An 18,342-nucleotide genomic window follows, 5' to 3' on the forward strand; every position below is an offset into this window, starting at 1 on the left:
CCATGATGAAGCGCCGACGCCAGCTCCTGCATTCCGCAGCCGCCCTTCTCGTCCTGGCCGGAGTGCCGGCCGCGCGCGCGGCGACGGACGACAAGCCGCCCATCCTGGTCGGGATGATCATCGCCGAGACGAGCTCGCCCTTCGCCGTCACCGATCCGGGACGCGTGGCCAGGATCGCGGCCCAGGCGGTGAACGATGCGGGCGGCATCAACGGCCGCAAGCTGGTCGTCGACGTGTGCGACACCAAGGGCCAGGCCGCCGCGAGCCTCGCCTGCGCCCGGCGCCTGGCCGATGCGGGGGCGATCACCCTGATCGGCGGCAACAGCGGCAACGGCGTCGACAAGATCCTCGCCGCGAAGAACATGGCCGCCTGGTTTCCCATGGGCAGCAACCCGGCCGACGTCCGCAATCCCCGCTCGTTCATCACGGCGCTGAACTCGGCCGGCGCAGCTCAGGGCACCTATCTCGGGGCCAAGCGCTTCAACGCCAAGCGCGCCGTGTACGTCTCCATGCGCGGCAACATCACCTACCAGACGACCGCGAAATTCGGCTATGCGCAGGCGGGCGTGACCGACGTCTCGATCGTCGAGATCCCGCCGAGCACCACGGACTTCGCCCCCTATATCGCGCGCATCAAGGAGATCGCGCCGGATGTCTGGGGCGGCATGCTCTACCCGCCGGAGCAGCAGACGCTGCTGGTCGAGGCGGCGGCGCAGCAGGGGCTGACCATCCCGTTCGTCAGCAGCAACAACGTGATCGAGAACGCCACGCTCGCCGCCCTCAGCAAGGCGCCGTTCCCAAATTCCATCGCGCTCGAGAAGGGCGAAGATGCGGCCCGCTTTCCGACCTGGGCCGAGTACGAGCGCCAGCTCGCCAAGTACGATCCCGACGGCAAGGTGAAAGGGCCGACCGACGGCAGCACCACGACCGATTGGCTCGCCGTGTGGACCTTCGCCGAGATCGCCCGCAAGCTGCCGGAGGTGACCGTCGACAGCTTCCACGCCTACGTCGCCCAGCTGAGCAACTTCGACACCGACGTGCTGCATCCGATCGATTTTACCCGGGATGCGCCGGTCGACGGCATGCCCCGGCAGGCCAACATCTGGGCCTTCGCCGGCCACGTCGCCAATGGGCGCGAGGTCGTCGACGACCCGACGCCGTTCAGCGCCTGGGAGAAGACGGAGATCGCGCCCTGGACGTCCGAGCAGATCGCCGCGGCGGGAGGCGGCCGATGAGCACCGCCGCCCGGCCGTTGATCTACAACGCCTTCACGCACGTCACCCCCAACCATCACAGCCACGGCTTCTGGCGTCATCCCGACGGCCGGCACCAGATCGACTTCTACAAGCTGCAGCCTTGGATCGAGCTGGCGCAGACGGCGGAGCGCGGCTGCTTCGACGTCGTCTTCCTCGCTGACGTCGCCGGCATCTACCAGGTCTCGCAGGGCAACCGCGACCAGGCCGTCCGCACCGGCATGCAGTTTCCCTCCCACGACCCCGCGAGCCTGGTCTCGGCCCTCGCCGCGGCGACGGAGAACATCGGCTTCGCGGTCACCAGCTCGGTCATCCAGGAGCACCCGTTCTCGTTCGCCCGCAAGCTGTCGACCCTCGACCACCTGAGCGAGGGGCGCGTGGCCTGGAACATCGTCACGTCGTACCTCGACAATACCGCGCGCAACTACGGCCTGGAGCGCCTGCCGGACCACGACGACCGCTACGTCTGGGCCGAGGAATACGCGGACGTCGTCTACAAGCTGTGGGAGGCGAGCTGGGAGGATGGTGCGCTCGTCGCCGATCCATCGAGCGGCGTCTTCGTCGATCCGGCCAAGCTGCACACGATCGACCATGTCGGCGAGCGCTACCGGGTCGAAGGCCCGCACCTGGTGCAGACCTCTCCCCAGCGCACGCCGGTCCTGTTCCAGGCCGGCTCCTCGGAGGCGGGCCGCAGCTTCGCCGCGCGGCACGCGGAAGTCACCTTCCTGCCGGCGCGGACGCCCGAGACCGCAGCCAGGGACATCGCCGACATCCGCGCCCGCGCCGTGGCCCAAGGCCGCCACCCGGACGACATCCACGCCATCGTCATGCTGTCGCCGGTGATCGGCAGCACCGAGGCCGAGGCTGTGGCGCGGCGCAAGGAGATCCAGGACTGGTTCAGCATCGAGGCGCTGCAGGCATTCTGGAGCGGCGGCATCGGGGTCGACCTCTCCAAGATCGATCCGGCGACGCCGCTGACCGAGCTGCGGCGGCAGAACGGCACGCAGGGCACGGTCCGCGCCTTCATCGATGCGGCGCCGTCCGACGCCCTGACCTTCGCCGACGTCCTGCGCAAGACCATATCGGCGCAGTTCGCCGGCACGCCCGAGCAGATCGCCGACGAGGTGGAGCGCTGGGCCGCCGCCGGCGTGGCCGGCTTCAACGTCGTGCCGGTGACGACGCTCGGCTGGTGGTCGGAATTCGTCGACCACGTGGTGCCGGTGCTCCAGGCGCGCGGCCTCATGCAGCGCGCCTACGCGCCCGGCACGCTGCGTGAAAAGCTGTTCCGCCGGAGCCCGCACCTGCCGGATACGCATCCCGCGCGGCGCCTGCGGTCCTGGAGCCCGCGCACCGTCGCGCCAGCCCACGTGAGTGAAGCACGATGACATCGACGAAGACAGCCTGGCCGCACCACGGAGGAGCGGCCTACGAGGAGCTGGCGGGCCGTTTTCGGCCCGTGTTCGATGCGATCCGGCAGGGGGCGGCGGAGCGCGACAGGCGGCGCGAGCTGCCGCGCGAGGCGGTCCGTCAACTGCGGGAGGCGGGCTTCGGTGCGGTGAGGGTGCCCCGCGAGCTCGGCGGCCTCGGCGCGACGCTGCCGGATCTGTTTGCCCTGCTGATCGAGCTCGCCGAGGCCGACTCGAACCTCGCTCAGATCCTGCGGGCGCATTTCGGCTCCGTCGAAGGCCTCGTCTTCGGCCCCGAGAGCGATTGGTCGCGGACCTGGCTGCGCCGCGTCGGCGACGGCGCCATCCTCTCGATCGGCTGGACGGAGCCGGGGGACGCGAGCTGGCGAGGCTTTTCGACGACCGTTGCCCCGGACGGGGAGACGTGGCGCCTGAACGGACGAAAGTACTACACCACCGGCGCCCTGTTCGCCGACTGGATCCAGATCGGCGCCACGCGCGGCGAGACCGAGACGGTTCGCGTTTCGATCCCCCGCGATGCGGCAGGCCTGTCGATCGTCGACGACTGGAACGGCTTCGGGCAGGCCTTGACCGCGAGCGGCACGGCGATCCTCGACAATATCGAGATTCGGGCGGACGACATTCGCACGATGACCGAGCACCCGCCGTTCCTCACGGCGTTCTACCAGATCGTCCATCTCGCGACCCTGTCCGGCATCGGCCGGGCGCTCGCGACGGAGGCCTCGCGCTATGTCGCCGGGCGCAAGCGCACCTACTCGCACGGCTCCGCACCGACCGCGCGGGAAGACCCGCTCGTGCTCCAGCTGCTCGGACGCGTGCACGCGCAGGTCTACGCCGCCAATGCGCTGACCCTCTCGGTCGCCGAGGCGCTCCGCCGCGCCACCGACGAAGCCGGGTCGGCGGGCACGCCGCCCGACGTCGCCCGCCTCGACACGGAGGTTTATCAGGCGCAGATCGTGGTGTCCGAGAGCGTGCTGAGCGCCACCAGCCTCGTCTTCAACGCGCTCGGCGCGTCGGCGCTGGACCGCGACCGCGGGCTGGACCGCTTCTGGCGCAATGCGCGCACGATCGCCTCGCACAATCCGCTCGTCTACAAGGAGCGGATCGTCGGGGATTACGTCGTCAACGGCACCGAGCCGCCGAAGAGCTGGCTGGCCGGCGTCGGCTGAGCCTGATGTAGCCGACCGCGAAGGACAGCCCTCGGATGGATGCTGGGACGGCGCGGCAAGCCGCCGCCGTCACGTCACCGAGCCCAGGCCGCGCAAGGCGCAGCGGCGGTCCAGGCCGTCCGCCTTCAGCGGTCGTCCAGCCTGAAGCCCAATTTCAGCGTGACCTGAAAATGCGCCACCTTGCCGTCGTCCACGTGCCCGCGGGTTTCCGTAACCTCGAACCAGCCGATGTGCCGCAGCGTCTTGGATGCGTCGGCGACCGCATTGCGGATGGCCTCGTCGATGCTGGTGGGCGATGAGCCCACGATCTCGGTGACGCTATAGGTGTGATCCGACATGGCTTGTCCTCCGTCGAGAGCTCTCGTCCGCTGCGCCGTATTCAACTCCAGGCATGCAACGGCGGATTGACGCCGTTCAGCGCGTAGTTGCCGAGGATCGCGTACTTCCAGCGCACCGGGTCGTGCAGCGTATGCGTGCGGGCATTGCGCCAGTGGCGATCGAGGTTGTGGACGCCGAGCGTCGCGCGCGTGCCGGCCAATTCGAACAGCTTGTTGGTGGCCAGGATTGCGACCTCGGTCGAGAGCACCTTGGCCTCCGCAACCGCGATCTGCGCCTTGGCAACGGTCTCGGGGGTGACGGTCGTCACGGCCTCGTCGACGGCCAGCCCGGCCTTGTCGAGCAGGGCTTCCGCGGCATGGAGGCGGAGCGTGAGGTCGCCGACGGCCTGTATGGTATAGGGGTCCTGCCAGGCGTGCTCGAGGCCGCTGTCGACCCAGGCGCGCGAACCCGAACGGACGAAGGCGATGGTGTCCTGGATCGCCGCGTCGGCGATGCCGGTGTCCACGGCCGCCTGGATGATCTGGAAGATCGCCCCGTCGGCCGTCGGCGCCTCGTACCCCTTGTAGCCGGGCACGAGGTGGGTCTTCGGCACCTTGACGCCGTCCAGGATCACCGTGCCGCTGAGCGTGGTCTTCTGGCCGAAGCTCGACCAGTCGTCGATGACGGTGAGACCGGGCGCATCGCGCTCGGCAATGGCGTACCAGGCGCGTCCCTGGTCATCGAGCGCGACGATCGGAACGAGATGGGCCAGCAGCGCACCGGATGAATAGAACTTCCGGCCGGTGACCACCACGTGGTCACCGGCGTCCGTGAAGGTCGTCTCGAAGTCGGCGGCGCGCTTGGAGCCGAATTCGGAGAAGGCGTTGCCGAACCGGATGCCTTTCAGCACCTCGGCGAACAGCAGCGCCTTCTGGGCTTCGTCCGACACCGTCCGGATCGCCGCCACCACGCCGATATGGTTCTGCGTGATCTGACCGATCGAGGGATCGGCGGCGGAGATGATCTGGATGACCTTGTCGATGGTCACGTAGGACAGGTCGGGCCCGCCGTAGGCCTTGGGCACGTTGAGCGACCAGAGGCCGCTTTGCGAATAGGCGTCGAGCTCCGCGACCGGCCAGGTGCGCCTCAGGTCACGCTCGGAGGCGCCTTCCGCAAACTGCACGGCGAGCGCCTTGGCGATGGCGATCGCTTCCGCATCGTCGGTCACGATGTGGGCCGGCTCGGCCGGGCGCGGCACAGCGGGGACCGCCTGAGCGGACTGAAGCGGATCCACGACGGCGGGCTTGAGCTGAATGGTCATGGGATGCTCCTGGGTTCGGCCACGGTCCGGAAGGGGGGAACGGCAGGCTTGGCGGTGCCGGCGAGCACGGGCGCTCGGCCGAGGTAGAAGGCCTTGATGTCGTCGCGCCGGCGCAGATCGGCGGCCGTGCCGTCCAGCACCGAGGCGCCGGCTTCGAGCACGACCGCGCGGTGCGCATAGCGCAGGGCAACCGTGGAGTTCTGTTCGGCGACCAGGAGCGACAGCCCCTCGTTCCGGTTGAGACCGGCCAGCCGCTCGAAGATGTCCTGGACCACGAGCGGCGCCAGCCCCATGGACGGCTCGTCGAGCACCAGCAGCCGCGGACGGGACATCAGCGCCCGTGCGATCGCCGTCATCTGTTGCTCGCCGCCGGAGGTGAGGCCCGAGACGGTTCTGCGCTTGTCCCTGAGGCGGGGAAAGATGGCGTAGGCGCGCTCGAGGTCCTGCGCCAGCTCGGTGCGGGTCGAGCTGCGGCCCAGCCCGCCGCTGAGCAGGTTCTCCTCCACCGTGAGCGTGCGGAAGCAATGGCGCCCCTCGAGCACCTGCACCAGCCCCGCGCGGACGAGTTGCGCCGGCCTGGCGCGCAAAACGTCCCGGCCGTCGAAGCGGATGGCGCCGGCCGTCAGCCGTCCGCGCTCGGCCGGCAGCAGATTGGAGATCGCCTTGAGCGTAGTCGACTTGCCGGCCCCGTTCGCGCCGAGCAGCGCCACGATCTCGCCCGTCGCCACGGCCAGCGACACGCCGTGGAGCGCGACGATCGAATGGTTGTAGACGGCGGCGATGCCGTCGACCGTCAGAAGTTCTTTCAGACGTTCTTGCCGCTGCTGCATGCCTGCCGAGCCCTATTGGAGGCCGATCGCGGTCTCTTCAGTATTCCTGCAGGTGACCGCGCAGGGTCGACTGCGTATATGCGGAGCGGTAGCGCCCTCGTCGCTGCAGCTCCGGCACGACCCAGTCGACGAACTCCTCGTAGCAACCGGGGGTGAACGTCGTGATCAGCATGAAGCCGTCGGCGCCGCCCTCGTCCAGGTAGAGCTCCATCTGATCCGCTATGTCCTTCGCGGTGCCGACCGCCACCGGCATGCCCATGCCCTGCGCGTAGATCAGCGCCGCCTCCTTCACCGTGACGGGCGCTCCGTCCTTGGCGTAGACGATGGATTCGAACAGCCCCTGAATGCCGGGGACTTCGATGTTGGCGACATTTTCGTCGAGGCCGTACTGCGAGAAGTCCAGGCCGAAGTGGCCCGAAATCCAGGCCAGCGCCCCTTCGAGCGGGATGCAGGCCTTGATGCGCTCGAACTTGTCCTCGGCTTCGGCACGGCTCTCCGCGACAACCGTCTGCAGCCCGAAGATCTTCTTCACGCTGCCGGGGGCGCGTCCGAAACGCTGGGTGACGCGGTTGTCCAGATCCGACGTATACTCCTGCATGCGCGCCAGCGTCGGCAGCACAGCGAAGATGGCTTCGGCATGCTTGGCGGCGAAATCGCGCCCGCGATCGGAGGATCCCGCCTGCCAAAGCACGGGCGATCGCTGCGGCGACGGCGGGACGAAGTGGCGCGCCTTGGAGCTGAAGTACTGGCCGCTGTGCTCGACGAGCTTTATCTTATCGGGATCGGCATACAGCCCCGACGCCTTGTCCGCGATGATGGCGTCGTCGTCCCAGGACGTCCACAATTTGTAGCAGAGATCCATGTATTCTTCGAGGCGCTCATAGCGGTCGGCGCGGTTGCGCCCGTCGATGCCGTAGGCGTCCCACTCTCCGTGGGAGAACGAGGAGACGATGTTCCACGCAATGCGCCCGCCGGATTGATAGTCGAGGCTCGAGAGCCGCCGGCACATGGAATAGGGATGCTCGAAGGCCGTCGACAGGGTGACGCCGATGCCCAGATGCTGCGTGGCCGTGGCGATCGCGGGCACGATCGTCGAGGGCTCGTTGCACGGGAACTGCACGGCGTAACGGACGCTGTCGTCCGACGACCCCTTGTAGGTCGCATACGGCGCCAGCTGGTCCGCAATGAAGATCGCGTCGAACAGGCCGCGTTCCAGGACCTTGGCGATATGCTGCCAGTAATCGTAGCGGCCGTAGTCCCAATTGACCTTGTCGCGCGGATGGCGCCACATGCCGGTCGCATGGCTGTTGAAGCCGTTCTGCATGAAGCCGAGCAAGTGCGCTTTCTTGACGGGCATGTGTATCGTGGTCCCAGGTGCGGCGTCTGATCGGGTGTGGCGGGGCAGGCTCGGCGGCCCCGCCGGGGGCAGCGCTACTCGGTGCAGGTGCGCGGCGTGATGTTGTGCTCGGCCGCATACTTTGCCGCGGCGGCTTCGATGATCGGCCGCAGCAGGGCGCGATCCGGCTTCACCCAGTCGCTGACCAGGTTCCACGTCTTGCCGTCCCATTGCTGGAACTTCACCGACCCCTCCCCCTCGTGATCGGCGCACGTCACGTTGATCGATTGCAGGAGGCCGGTGGCGCCCAGCTCGGCGATGCGCTTGGGATCGAGGCGCAGATGCTCGAAGCCCCAGCGCACTTCCTCGCCGGTGAGCGCCCGCTTGCCGAAGCGCTCCTGGCCGGCCCGGATCGCCTCGACGTTGAGGATGCCGTTCACCACCCCGAGATTATGATAGACGCTGCCGATGCGCTTCTTGTCTTCCAGGTTGCCCTTGTTGGCCCCGTAGATCTTGTCGATGATCTGCTGCAGCACCGGGAATTCCGTTCCGGAGGGCTGGGTGATCAGCGAGACATAGCCCTTGGCCGCATCCCCTGCCGGGATCACGTCCTCCTCGGAGTTGGCCCAGACGTTGCCGATCACGCGGTCGATGGGAAAGCCGACCTTCTGGGCCGATTTGATCGCGACCGGGTTCATGATGCCCCAGCCGCGCAGCACCACGTAGTCAGGCTTCCAGCGGCGGATGGTCAGCCACTGCGATTGCTGTTCGCTGCCGGGATGCGGCACCTCGATCTGCTGGAGGTCGAAGCCGTACTTCTGCGCCAGCAGCTCGAAGATCGGGATGGTCTCCTTGCCGTACGGCGACCCGTGATACAGCACGGCGATCTTCTTGCCCTTGAGCTTGTCGAGGCCGCCCTCGCGCTGGCCGATATAGGTGACGATCGCCGACGTCTCGCTCGGCGGATTCATCAGCAGCGGGAACAGGTATTCGAAGACCCGCCCGTCCGACGTCGCGGTCTGGCCGTGGTCGATGGTGATGATCGGGATCTTGTCGGTCCTGCTGCGATCGAGCAGGGCGATCTGGATGCCGAGGCTGAGCGGATTGAACGCCGCCACGTTCTTTCCCGTCTTCTGGCGCTCGTAGCATTCGACGCCGCGCTCGACCTCGTACTGCGTCTCGCACTCGTCCCAGGTGAGCTTGACGCCGTTGACGCCGCCGTCACGGATATTGACGAGGTTGAGATAGTCGATGAAGCCGCCGAAGAACCCGGTGCCACCGGCGGCGTAGGGGCCGACGCGGTAGCTCTGCAGCGGGAAGTACTGCTCGTCCGCCCGCGCGGTCTGGCCGAGCGGCGCGGCGAGCGCCGGCACCAGGCCCGCGAGCACGGCGACGGCCCGCAGGATCCTGGCCGGAAACGATCGACGGGGGCGTTGCATTGGACGAGCTCCGGACACGGGGGATGGAAAACGGGAGGACAAGGGATCAGGCGGCCAGGCGGAGCTTCGCCGCCAGGCGTCGGCCAAGCGCCGCAAGGCCGTCCGGCTCGGCGATGAGGAAGACGATGATCAGCACGCCGAGGACGATGCGCTGCGTCATGTCGAGCACGCCCGAATCGAACAGCCCGCCGAAGAGAAGATTGCCCAGCCGCGACAGGACGAGCGGAAAGACCACGATCAGCGCTGCGCCGAGAAAGGCGCCGCGGATGGTCGCGAGCCCGCCGATGATGATGATGAACAGGATCTGGAACGACCGGTCGAGGTTGAAGCCCGCCGGCTCGACGGTCCGCAGATAGGCGAAGGCCCACAGCGCACCGGCCACCCCGATGATGAAGGAGGACAGCCCGAAGGCCAGCAGCTTGGTGCGCAGCACCGGCACGCCGATGACCCGCGCCGCAAGCTCGTTGTCGCGGACCGCGATAAAGTTGTGCCCGGTCTGGGTGGCAACGATGCGCGCCGCCAGAGCGGTGAGCGCGACGACGATGGTCAGCGTGAACAGGTAGCGGCCGATCGCGCCGTCGAAGGACAGGCCGGCAACCCGCAGCGGCGGCGCATCGATCACTCCGGACGGATTGTTGTTGGAGAACCAGCCGAACTTGGTCAGCGCCCACTGCACGAAGAATTGCGCCGCCAGCGTCGAGACCGCCAGGTAGAAGCCGCGCAGGCGCAGGCTCGGGAGCCCGAAGACCAGACCGATGCCGGCGGCCGTCAGGCCGCCCAGCGCCAGGCTGGCCAGCAGGGGAAGGCCGGGCACGCGCAGATTGAAGTTGTAGGCGGCGAAGGCGCCCACGGCCATGAAGGCGGCGCTGCCGAGCGACAGTTGCCCGGCATAGCCGGTCAGCAGATTGAGCCCCACGGCCGCGAGCGACAGGACGAGAAACGGTGTGAGGATGGCTTCGAGCAGGTAGGCGCTGCCGACGAAGGGCACGATCGCGTAGGCGGCGGCGACGGCCAGCGCCGTCCACAGCCAGCCCGGCACCTTCAGCGTCTTGGCCGCACCCTTGGCCGAGGTCTCCGCCGATGGTGCCAGCACCGACATGGCTCAGGCCCTCTCCACGAGCTTCTGGCCGAACAGGCCGGCGGGCCTGACCAGCAGGAAGGCGAGCGCGATGACGTAGGCGAACCAGCCCTCGATGCCGCCTCCGACGAAGGGGCCGATATAGACTTCGGCCACCTTCTCGAGGGCGCCGATCAGCAGCCCGCCGACGATCGCGCCGAGAATGGAATCGAAGCCGCCGAGGACGAGCACCGGCAGGGCCTTGAGCACCACGAGCGAGAGCGAGAACTGCACGCCGAGCCGCGCGCCCCACAGCAGCCCGGCGACGAGCGCCACCACGCCCGCCGCCGTCCAGACGGTGGCCCAGATGCGCGGCAGCCGCAGGCCAACGGCAAATGCGGCGAACTGGTCGTCCGCAACGGCCCGGAAGGCGAGGCCCGTACGGGTGAAGCGGAAGAACGCGGTCAGGCTCGCCACCATCAGCCCCGCGACGGCGGCGGCGAAGAGATCGAAGGTCGAGATCAGCACACCCGCCACCTCGAACGGCGTATCGTCGACGCCGAGATCGAGGCCGTGAACCTGCGTGCCCCAGGCCAGCTGCGCCGCGCCTTCGATGATGTAGGACAGGCCGAGCGTCGCCATGAACAGGGTGATCGGCGGCTTGTTCACCAGCGGGCGCAGCACGGCCTTCTCGATCGCGATGCCGAGCACCACCATGACGGCGACGGTGGCGAGCAAGGCGAGCGGGAACGACAGTCCGCGCTCGACGAGGCTGACGAAGGTCAGGGCGGCGAACAGCAGCATGGCGCCCTGGGCGAAGTTCAGCACGCCCGAGGTCTTGTAGATCAGCACGAAGCCGATCGCGACGAGCGAGTACATCACGCCCGACAGCAGGCCGCCGACCACCACCTCGACGAAGAAAGGCCAGTCGAACCCCGCCATTACGCCGCCTCGTCGTCGTGCGCAACGCCGAGATAGGCGTCGATCACGGCCTGGTCGTCCCGCACGGCGTCCGGCGGGCCGTCGGCGATCTTGCGCCCGTAGTCGAGCACGGCCACGTGATCGGAAAGGTCCATGACCACGCCGATGTCGTGCTCGATCAGCACCACGGTGGTGCCGAACCGATCGCGCGCGGCCCGGACGAAGGCCGACATCTGCGACTTCTCGGTGGCGGTCATCCCCGCCAGCGGCTCGTCGAGCAGCAGCAGCCTGGGCTCGGCCACGAGGGCGCGGGCGAGCTCCACCCGCTTCTGGAGGCCGTAGGGCAGCGTGCCGACAGCGCGGTCGCGGACGGGCCGCAACTCCAGGAAGTCGAGCAGGAGCTCGGCCCTGGCCCGCGCATCGTCGCGCTCGCGGCGCGCCCGGCCGAGACCGACGATCTGCTCGGCCAGGCTGGCGCGAGCCGCCGCGACGCGGCCGGCAACGATGTTGTCGAGCACCGTCAGGCCATGGAACAGCGCCAGGTTCTGGAACGTGCGGGCGACGCCGAGCTTGGCCAGCCGCTGCGTCGGAACCCGTGAGAAGACCTGCCCGTCGATGCGAATCTGACCGCGGTCGGGGCGGTAGATACCGCTGATCACGTTGATCAACGAGCTCTTGCCCGCCCCGTTGGGGCCGATGATGGAGCGGATCTCTCCCGATCGAACCTCGAGATCGACGCTGCGGAGCGCCGCCACGCCGCCGAATGCCAGCTCGATCCCGGAGAGCACGAGGACCGGCGCAGCGACGCGTCGAGCGACAACCGCCGACCCCGCAGGCGAGCGGGCATCGGCGGTGGCGTCCGCATGCCGCAAAGCGGCCCTGGTCACGGCGGCCATTGGCTGGTCCTCAGGGCGATGGCGCTATTCGGCCGCGACCGCGACCGGCCGAGCAGCTTCCAGCTCCCGCACGAGCGGAATGATGTTCTTGCCGAAGAACTCGACCTCCTCCTGGAAGTGGAGGAAGGCGAGCAGGATGAGGTCCGCTCCCGCATCCTTCAGCGCCAGGATGCGCTCGGCGATCTGCTGTGGTGTGCCGATCAGGTTGGAGCGAAAGCCATCGTTGTATTGCACCAAGTCCTCGAACGTCGACTTGGCCCAGTTGCCCTCGCCTTCCGGCGAGGCCTTGCCGGCGTTCTTGACCTCGTGCCCGAAGGCATTGACGGCCTCGGGATTGGCCTTGTCGATGATCTCGGCCACAACCGCCTTGGCCTCCGCCTCGCTATCGCGAGCAATCACGAAGGCGTTCACGCCGACCCGAACGCTGTGGCCGGTTTCGGCGGCCTTGGCGCGGATATCGTCGACCTGCTTCTTGATCTCCTCCGGCGTGTTGCCGTTGGTGAAATACCAATCCGAGACGCGCGCCGCCATATCGCGGGCCGCACGGGACGACCCGCCCTGGAAGATCTCGGGCTGAGGATCGATCGGCTTGGGCTTGAGGCTATAATTGCTGAACCGATAAAAATCGCCGCGGAAGGTAAAGTCGTCCTGCGTCCAAATTCCCCTCAGAGCGCGGATGAACTCTTCCGAACGGCGATAGCGCTCGTCGTGGTCGAGCCACGGCTCGCCGATCGCGGTGAACTCGCCGCGGAACCAGCCACTGACGACATTCACCGCCACTCGCCCGCCGTAGAGATTGTTGATGGTCGCAATCTGCTTGGCCGCAACCGCCGGATTCCAGGGGCCGGGAAGCAACGCCGCGATCACCTTCAGCTCTTTCGTCGCTTCGAGGAGCGCCTGGCTGAACGTCACCGGTTCATGCTGGAATTCGGCGCCATAGCCGGCCGTGAAGCGGATCTGGCTGAGCGCGTAGTCGAACCCATTCTGCTCGGCGATCTGCGCAAGCTTTCGATTATAATCGATGTCCCAACCGGTGCGCTGCTCGACATCGCTGATCACCAGACCGCCGGATACGTTCGGCACCCAATAAGCGAATTTGAGGGGGGCGCGGAGTACCTGCGTCGACATAAGCTCTCCTCGTCCGCCCCCGAGGGCGAACTCTGCCAAGTTGATCCAGAAAAGTTGTATTTCGCCCGCGCTGGACTGAACCGCAAGCTCGGCATCGACCGAGCGAGCTCACCAAATCAACATTCACCTGCCGCTGCCCGAGGTCAATGAGGTAGATTTCACATTTTTCAAGGGCGAAGCAGTAATTATTATCCTGGGCAGTCAGCGCCGAAACGCGCATCTTCATCGGCATCGTCGAGCCGACGACCCCCGCGGGTCGATCGCCTTCGCCACACCGCCACCAAACCGGCATCGTCTTTGCTTATGCTTGATAATAAACAAAATTTGCTGCTGCGACGACGAACTATGACAGCAAATTCTCACCCGATCATCCTATCCTCAAGCTGATCTATGGGGGCCTGCCACCACCATTCAATGAACGCGCCGCACAGGCGGCACGGAAGCCGAAGGAGAGATCGATGCTCGACCGCCCCAAGCCCGCCGCATCGGCCGAGATATCACGCCTGCCGCCGCCCGCCGCCGACGCGCTGAGCGCCGACGTGCGTGCGCTGACTGAGGCCAATCACGGCGAGAACTGGATCCGCGCGCTGTCGGTGAACGCCGATACGGCCAAGCGCTTCGTCGCCTATTTCGGCAGCTTGTTCGACCCGGCGAACGGCCGCCTGCCGTTGCGCGAGCGCGAGCTCATCGCGGTGATCGTCTCGTCCACCAACGGCTGCGGTCTTTGCGAGATCCACCACACCAACGCGCTGGCCGACCTCATCGGCGACGAGGCGAAGGCCCGCCGCATCGCGCTCGACCATCACCTCGCGCCGCTCAATGCGCGCGAAGAGGCACTGGCGGAGCTGGCCGTGCGCATCACCCAGGACCCCAAGTCGGTGCATCCGGCCGATTTCGACGAGCTACGCACGGTGGGCTTCGCCGACGCGGAAATCCTCGAAGCGGTGGAGACCATCGCCTGGTTCAACCACACCAACCGCATCTTCATATCGCTCGGCGTGATCCCCGACGCCAAATACTTCGAGCGCTGAGGGGCGAACCCCACCAGAGTCGACGATCGTGACTTTGCGCAGATGACTGCTGGAGTTTCCAAGTCGATGGATGGTCGGGTCAAGCCCGACCATCCATCCGCTCAAAGACTCGTTTTGCCACAGCCCCTCAGGCCACCTTGGCCTTGGGCCGGAAGGCGCCGCGGTAGCGTGCCGCCGGATGGCGCTCGTTCAGCCGGGCACCACGGCCGGCGAACAGGCGCTCGCGATAGGTGCCCGGCCCATAGTCCCGCTGCGCCAGCCCTCGCTGCTGCAACACCGGCAGCACGTGCTCGATGAATTCCACGAAGGAGCCCGGCGTCGTCTGGTAGATGACGTTGACGCCGTCGACGCCCGCCGCCTGCCAGCGGGCGAGGTCGTCCGCGATGCTCTCCGGCGTGCCGACGATGCGGGTGTTGTAGGCGTAAGCCTGCCCGATGTCGGCCACCGTCGCCCGCCGACCGGGATTGGCCTCCTCGAAGAAGCGCACCAGCCCCTGCACGCCTTCGATGTCGAGCTCGTCGACCGGCTGGTCCGGCGGCAGCCGGCCGAGATCGATGCCGAGATCCCGGCTGATATGGGCGAGCAGGCCGTCGTCGCTCCGGTATTCGTCGAGGTCGCGCGCCTTGCGCCGCGCCTCCGCCTCGGTGCTGCCGATGACGAACGACAGGCCCTGGATGAACAGCAGGTCGCTCGGATCGCGCCCGGCGGCGGCGACCTGGCCGCGCACCTCGGTCACCAGCCTGGCCGCCCCCTCCGGCGTCAGGCTGGTGATGAACGTGCCCTCGGCGTTCTGCGCGGCGAATGCCCGGCCGGCGCGCGAGGAGCCGGCCTGGAACAGCACCGGCGTGCGCTGCGGCGACGGCTGCGCCAGGTGCGGCCCGAGCACGCGGTAGCGCTCGCCGACGTGGCGGATGCGATGGATGCGGTCGGGGTCGGCGTAGAGGCCGCGCTGCTTGTCGTTGATGACGGCGTCGTCCTCCCAGGAGCCCTCCCAGAGCTTGTAGACGACGTCGACGTATTCCTCCGCCCAGCGGTAGCGTTCGTCGTGCGGCACGATGCGGTCGAAGCCGAAGTTCTGCGCCGCATTGTGGCTGACGCTGGTCACGATGTTCCAGCCGATGCGGCCCTTGCTCAGATGGTCGAGCGTCGAGACCTTGCGCGCGAAGTTGAAGGGGTGCTCCTGGAGGATCGAGCTGGTGAAGGTGAGCCCGAGATGCTCCGTGGCGCCGATCAGCGCCGCAATGAGCGCGCCGGAATCGTTGATCGGGATCTGCACGGCTTCCTTGATGTAGGTGTCCCAGCTGCCGCGATAGGCCGGGTCGGTGCCCAGGACGTCGGCGACGAACAGCGCGTCGAACCGGCCCTTCTCGAGCAGCTTGGCCAGCTCGACCCAGGCCCCGAGGTCGTTGAACTCGGTCTGCCGCGTATCCGGGCGCCGCCAGAAGCCGTGATAGATGTGGGAGACGGCATTCATGGAGAAGCCGTTGAGGATCAGTCGCTTTGTCATATGCGGTGTCCTTGGCGAGATGCCGCGCTCAGCCCGCGCTGCGCCGCGCTGGCCAGGCGACGCGGCTACTTGACGATGGCGGCGAGGATGCGCTCGCGGCTGACCAGGACGGCGGCGATGACCACGACGCCCTTGACGATCATCTGCGAATACTGCGTCACGCCCAGCAGGTTCAGGCCATTGTCGAGAATGGCAATGATCAGGACCCCGATCAGCGTCCGGTGCGGCCCGCCTACCCCTCCGGCCAGCGAGGTGCCGCCGACGACGATGGCGGCGAGGCTGTTGAGCAGCAGCTCCTGGCCGATCGACGGGCCGGCGGCGCCGAGCCGAGCGACCATCAGGATGGCGCCGATGCCGGTGAGCAGGCCCGACAGCGCGAAGGCGTAGATCTTGTAGCGCCGCACCGGGATGCCGGCGGTCCGCGCCACCGTCTCGCCGCCGCCGATCAGATACATGTAGCGGCCGAAGCGCGTGCGCGTGGCGATGAGCACGGCGAGCGCCCACGCCACCAGCGCGCACAGCGCGATGTTCGGCAGCCGCGGCACCAGCTGGCCGATGGCGATCTCCTCGAAGCCGGGCAGGTCGAACTGGATGGCGCGGCCTTCCAGGATCTGCAGGGCGAGCCCGCTGAAGATGGACAGGGTGCCGAGCGTCGCCACGAACGACGGGATGCGGCCATAGGCGTAGACCACGCCGTTGAACAGGCCGAGCAGCAGGCCGATGCCGGCGGCGACGAGCAGCACGCCGCCGCCGATGTCCGTGAGATTGAGCAGCTTCACGCTGGCGGCGGCAACGAACAGCACGATGGCGCCGACCGAGAGATCGATGCTGCCCATCAGGATGACGAAGGTGCCGCCGAGGCACACGATCAGCAGCGCCCCCGCCTGCCCGCTGATGGCGGTGAAATTGCGCAGGGTGGCGAAGGAATCGGTCGCCACCGAGAAGAAGGCGATCAACCCCAGCACCACGACGATGGGGAGCCACAGGCTCTTGTCGATCCGCGGCAACCGCAGGAACGGACGCTCGGCGGACGGGGACAACGTGTCGGCTTCGACACTCATCGGGCGGGCTCCGGTGCTCTCGGATCGGCGGGAATGGGGAAGGCCGGCGCGGGCGCGCCGTCCACGCGCCCGAGCTGGGGCAGCATGAGGGCGACGAGCTCGCGTTCGGTCGGCTTGGCGTCGGCCGGGGCCGGCACCTCGGCCACGAGCCGGCCGCGCTGGAGAACGATGATGCGGTTGGCGAGCCCGATCAGCTCGAGCAGCTCGTCGGTGATGAGCAGGATCGCCACGCCCTTGTCCGCGAGGTCGCGGATCAGCCGGTAGATCTCCTCCTTGGCGCCGGCGTCGACGCCGCGCGTCGGATTGTCGAGGACCAGCACCTTCGGGTCGCGGCAGAGCCAGCGCGCCAGCACCGCCTTCTGCTGGTTGCCGCCGGACAGCCGTGCCGCCCGCACGTCGGCCGAGCCCGAGCGGATCGCAAGGCTGCGCACATAATGCTCGGCGGTGGCGACCTCGCGCCGCCGCCGCCAGAAGCCGAGAGCATTGGAGAACAGATCGGCGCCGCTGGCGAGCGAGATGTTCCAGGCGACGCTGGCGTCGGCGACCAGGCCCTCGGCCATGCGCTCAGCCGGCACGTAGCCGAGCCCCTGGCGTACGAAGCGGCCGATGTCCGGCAGGGCGTCCGGGCGCCCATCGAGCGAGACCGTGCCGGCCGTCGGCGCATCGACGCCGGCGATCGCCTTGCCGAAGGCGCTCTTGCCGGAATCGAGCAGCCCGCCGACGCCGACGACCTCGCCGGCGCGCACGGTGATGTCGATGGGCTCGAACGCGCCTTCCTGCGCCAGCGCCCGCGCCCGCAGCACCGCCGGAGCAGTCTCCGCCACGACCCGCTGGCGCCGCTCGTAGTAGTAGTCGGCGGCCCGTTCGCGACCGACCATGTGGCCGTGCAGGTCCGCTTCGCTGGTGCTGGCCGGCGAGAGCTCGGCGACCAGGCGCCCGTCCTTCAGCACGTAGATGACGTCGGAGACGTCGAGCACCTCGGTCAGGCGGTGCGAGACGAACAGCAGCGAGCCGCGCGTCTTGATCTTGGCGACGAGCCGGAAGAACGCCTCCTCGTCGCGCCGGTCGAGCGCCGAGGTCGGCTCGTCGAGCAGCACGAACGGCTCCGCGATGCCGGCCAGATGAATGCCGGCGAGGCAGGCGCGGGCGATCTCGATGGACTGGCGCTTGGAGAAGTCATAGTCGCCGGTCCGCCGGCGTACGTCGACGTCGAGCCCGGCGTCGTCGACGATGCGCTCGGCGGCGGCGATCATCGCCGTCCGGTCGAGCACCTGCCCCAGCCGGGCGAAGCGCGCCTCCTGGCCGATGAGCAGGTTCTCGTAGACCGGCACGTTGAGGATCAGCGACTGCTCCTGGAACACGCGCGCGATGCCGCGGCGCGTCGCCTCGCCGTAGTCGGCGGGCCGGTACGCGGCACCGCCGGCGCGCATGCTGCCGGCATCGGGCGGCACGATGCCGCTCAGGATGTTGAACAGGGTCGACTTGCCGGCGCCGTTCTCGCCGACGAAGGAGACGACCTTGTTCCTCGGCACGGCGAACCCGACGTCCAGCAGGACCGGGTTGGTGCCGTAGTGCTTGGTGAGCCCCTCGGCCTCGAAGAGGAGGCCTGAAGCGGGCACCGGGGACGGCTGGGGCACCGTCATGGGCC

16 protein-coding genes are annotated in these 18,342 nt (G+C 68.0%); 4 read left to right on the plus strand and 12 right to left on the minus strand.

Annotated features, from left to right (window positions below):
- Positions 1-2 precede the first annotated feature (2 nt).
- From ACZ5PO_RS03075 to ACZ5PO_RS03085, 3 genes are read left to right on the plus strand one after another with little or no spacing between them, the layout of a single operon-like run.
- On the plus strand, positions 3-1,235 hold the full coding sequence (locus ACZ5PO_RS03075; protein WP_464190139.1) for an ABC transporter substrate-binding protein: 1,233 nt from the start codon (positions 3-5) through the stop codon (positions 1,233-1,235).
- The gene (locus tag ACZ5PO_RS03080) at positions 1,232-2,638 is read left to right on the plus strand and encodes an LLM class flavin-dependent oxidoreductase (protein ID WP_464190141.1); all 1,407 of its coding nucleotides are present in this window, start codon (positions 1,232-1,234) and stop codon (positions 2,636-2,638) included. Before ACZ5PO_RS03075 ends, ACZ5PO_RS03080 begins: the two co-directional genes overlap by 4 nt.
- Positions 2,635-3,849, plus strand: coding sequence for an acyl-CoA dehydrogenase family protein (locus ACZ5PO_RS03085; protein WP_464190143.1), 1,215 nt, complete (start codon positions 2,635-2,637; stop codon positions 3,847-3,849). The genes ACZ5PO_RS03080 and ACZ5PO_RS03085 overlap by 4 nt, the downstream gene beginning before the upstream one ends.
- Positions 3,850-3,974: 125 nt before the next feature.
- On the opposite strand, the gene ACZ5PO_RS03090 is transcribed toward ACZ5PO_RS03085, so the two are convergent.
- The 9 genes from ACZ5PO_RS03090 to sfnG all read right to left on the minus strand — a co-directional run bounded on the left by ACZ5PO_RS03090 (position 3,975) and on the right by sfnG (position 13,095).
- A complete protein-coding gene (locus tag ACZ5PO_RS03090; protein ID WP_464190145.1) occupies positions 3,975-4,187 on the minus strand; it encodes a dodecin in 213 nt (70 codons plus the stop codon).
- Positions 4,188-4,228: 41 nt separating this feature from the next.
- Positions 4,229-5,488 carry an SfnB family sulfur acquisition oxidoreductase gene (locus tag ACZ5PO_RS03095; protein WP_464190147.1) on the minus strand — a complete coding sequence of 420 codons (1,260 nt, stop codon included), beginning with the start codon at positions 5,486-5,488 and terminating at the stop codon, positions 4,229-4,231.
- Positions 5,485-6,318 carry an ABC transporter ATP-binding protein gene (locus ACZ5PO_RS03100; RefSeq protein WP_464190149.1) on the minus strand — a complete coding sequence of 278 codons (834 nt, stop codon included), beginning with the start codon at positions 6,316-6,318 and terminating at the stop codon, positions 5,485-5,487. The genes ACZ5PO_RS03095 and ACZ5PO_RS03100 overlap by 4 nt, the downstream gene beginning before the upstream one ends.
- A gap of 37 nt (positions 6,319-6,355) precedes the next feature.
- Complete coding sequence (locus tag ACZ5PO_RS03105; protein ID WP_464190151.1) at positions 6,356-7,675, minus strand: LLM class flavin-dependent oxidoreductase; 1,320 nt, start codon at positions 7,673-7,675, stop codon at positions 6,356-6,358.
- Positions 7,676-7,749: 74 nt separating this feature from the next.
- The gene (locus ACZ5PO_RS03110; protein WP_464190153.1) at positions 7,750-9,093 is read right to left on the minus strand and encodes an ABC transporter substrate-binding protein; all 1,344 of its coding nucleotides are present in this window, start codon (positions 9,091-9,093) and stop codon (positions 7,750-7,752) included.
- 46 nt (positions 9,094-9,139) lie between these two features.
- On the minus strand, positions 9,140-10,192 hold the full coding sequence (locus ACZ5PO_RS03115; protein WP_464190155.1) for a branched-chain amino acid ABC transporter permease: 1,053 nt from the start codon (positions 10,190-10,192) through the stop codon (positions 9,140-9,142).
- A 3-nt stretch (positions 10,193-10,195) separates the two neighbouring features.
- A complete protein-coding gene (locus ACZ5PO_RS03120; RefSeq protein WP_464190157.1) occupies positions 10,196-11,092 on the minus strand; it encodes a branched-chain amino acid ABC transporter permease in 897 nt (298 codons plus the stop codon).
- Positions 11,092-11,967 (minus strand): ABC transporter ATP-binding protein, encoded by an 876-nt coding sequence (locus tag ACZ5PO_RS03125; RefSeq protein ID WP_464190159.1) that lies wholly within the window; start codon positions 11,965-11,967, stop codon positions 11,092-11,094. The genes ACZ5PO_RS03120 and ACZ5PO_RS03125 overlap by 1 nt, the downstream gene beginning before the upstream one ends.
- 24 nt (positions 11,968-11,991) lie before the next feature.
- On the minus strand, positions 11,992-13,095 hold the full coding sequence (gene sfnG, locus ACZ5PO_RS03130; RefSeq protein ID WP_464190161.1) for a dimethylsulfone monooxygenase SfnG: 1,104 nt from the start codon (positions 13,093-13,095) through the stop codon (positions 11,992-11,994).
- 458 nt (positions 13,096-13,553) lie between these two features.
- Here sfnG and ACZ5PO_RS03135 point away from each other — a divergent pair, with 458 nt between their 5' ends.
- Positions 13,554-14,126 (plus strand): peroxidase-related enzyme, encoded by a 573-nt coding sequence (locus ACZ5PO_RS03135; RefSeq protein ID WP_464190163.1) that lies wholly within the window; start codon positions 13,554-13,556, stop codon positions 14,124-14,126.
- Positions 14,127-14,253: 127 nt separating this feature from the next.
- On the opposite strand, the gene ACZ5PO_RS03140 is transcribed toward ACZ5PO_RS03135, so the two are convergent.
- The 3 genes from ACZ5PO_RS03140 to ACZ5PO_RS03150 form a co-directional block, all read right to left on the minus strand.
- A complete protein-coding gene (locus ACZ5PO_RS03140; protein ID WP_464190165.1) occupies positions 14,254-15,633 on the minus strand; it encodes an LLM class flavin-dependent oxidoreductase in 1,380 nt (459 codons plus the stop codon).
- 65 nt (positions 15,634-15,698) lie between these two features.
- Positions 15,699-16,694, minus strand: a complete 996-nt coding sequence (locus ACZ5PO_RS03145; protein ID WP_464190167.1) for an ABC transporter permease — start codon at positions 16,692-16,694, stop codon at positions 15,699-15,701.
- Positions 16,691-18,337 carry a sugar ABC transporter ATP-binding protein gene (locus ACZ5PO_RS03150; RefSeq protein ID WP_464190169.1) on the minus strand — a complete coding sequence of 549 codons (1,647 nt, stop codon included), beginning with the start codon at positions 18,335-18,337 and terminating at the stop codon, positions 16,691-16,693. Before ACZ5PO_RS03150 ends, ACZ5PO_RS03145 begins: the two co-directional genes overlap by 4 nt.
- Positions 18,338-18,342: the final 5 nt, after the last annotated feature.

Source organism: Chelatococcus sp. KU-N122 (assembly GCF_055391085.1).

Excerpts from the sequence above, each read along its gene's own strand:
- ACZ5PO_RS03140 (WP_464190165.1), bottom strand. The coding sequence starts at position 15,633 with ATGACAAAGCGACTGATCCTCAACGGCTTCTCCATGAATGCCGTCTCC.
- ACZ5PO_RS03075 (WP_464190139.1), top strand. The coding sequence starts at position 3 with ATGATGAAGCGCCGACGCCAGCTCCTGCATTCCGCAGCCGCCCTTCTC.
- ACZ5PO_RS03095 (WP_464190147.1), bottom strand. The coding sequence starts at position 5,488 with ATGACCATTCAGCTCAAGCCCGCCGTCGTGGATCCGCTTCAGTCCGCT.
- ACZ5PO_RS03085 (WP_464190143.1), top strand. The coding sequence starts at position 2,635 with ATGACATCGACGAAGACAGCCTGGCCGCACCACGGAGGAGCGGCCTAC.
- ACZ5PO_RS03120 (WP_464190157.1), bottom strand. The coding sequence starts at position 11,092 with ATGGCGGGGTTCGACTGGCCTTTCTTCGTCGAGGTGGTGGTCGGCGGC.
- sfnG (WP_464190161.1), bottom strand. The coding sequence starts at position 13,095 with ATGTCGACGCAGGTACTCCGCGCCCCCCTCAAATTCGCTTATTGGGTG.
- ACZ5PO_RS03080 (WP_464190141.1), top strand. The coding sequence starts at position 1,232 with ATGAGCACCGCCGCCCGGCCGTTGATCTACAACGCCTTCACGCACGTC.
- ACZ5PO_RS03090 (WP_464190145.1), bottom strand. The coding sequence starts at position 4,187 with ATGTCGGATCACACCTATAGCGTCACCGAGATCGTGGGCTCATCGCCC.
- ACZ5PO_RS03135 (WP_464190163.1), top strand. The coding sequence starts at position 13,554 with ATGCTCGACCGCCCCAAGCCCGCCGCATCGGCCGAGATATCACGCCTG.
- ACZ5PO_RS03125 (WP_464190159.1), bottom strand. The coding sequence starts at position 11,967 with ATGGCCGCCGTGACCAGGGCCGCTTTGCGGCATGCGGACGCCACCGCC.
- ACZ5PO_RS03100 (WP_464190149.1), bottom strand. The coding sequence starts at position 6,318 with ATGCAGCAGCGGCAAGAACGTCTGAAAGAACTTCTGACGGTCGACGGC.
- ACZ5PO_RS03115 (WP_464190155.1), bottom strand. The coding sequence starts at position 10,192 with ATGTCGGTGCTGGCACCATCGGCGGAGACCTCGGCCAAGGGTGCGGCC.
- ACZ5PO_RS03150 (WP_464190169.1), bottom strand. The coding sequence starts at position 18,337 with ATGACGGTGCCCCAGCCGTCCCCGGTGCCCGCTTCAGGCCTCCTCTTC.
- ACZ5PO_RS03105 (WP_464190151.1), bottom strand. The coding sequence starts at position 7,675 with ATGCCCGTCAAGAAAGCGCACTTGCTCGGCTTCATGCAGAACGGCTTC.
- ACZ5PO_RS03110 (WP_464190153.1), bottom strand. The coding sequence starts at position 9,093 with ATGCAACGCCCCCGTCGATCGTTTCCGGCCAGGATCCTGCGGGCCGTC.
- ACZ5PO_RS03145 (WP_464190167.1), bottom strand. The coding sequence starts at position 16,694 with ATGAGTGTCGAAGCCGACACGTTGTCCCCGTCCGCCGAGCGTCCGTTC.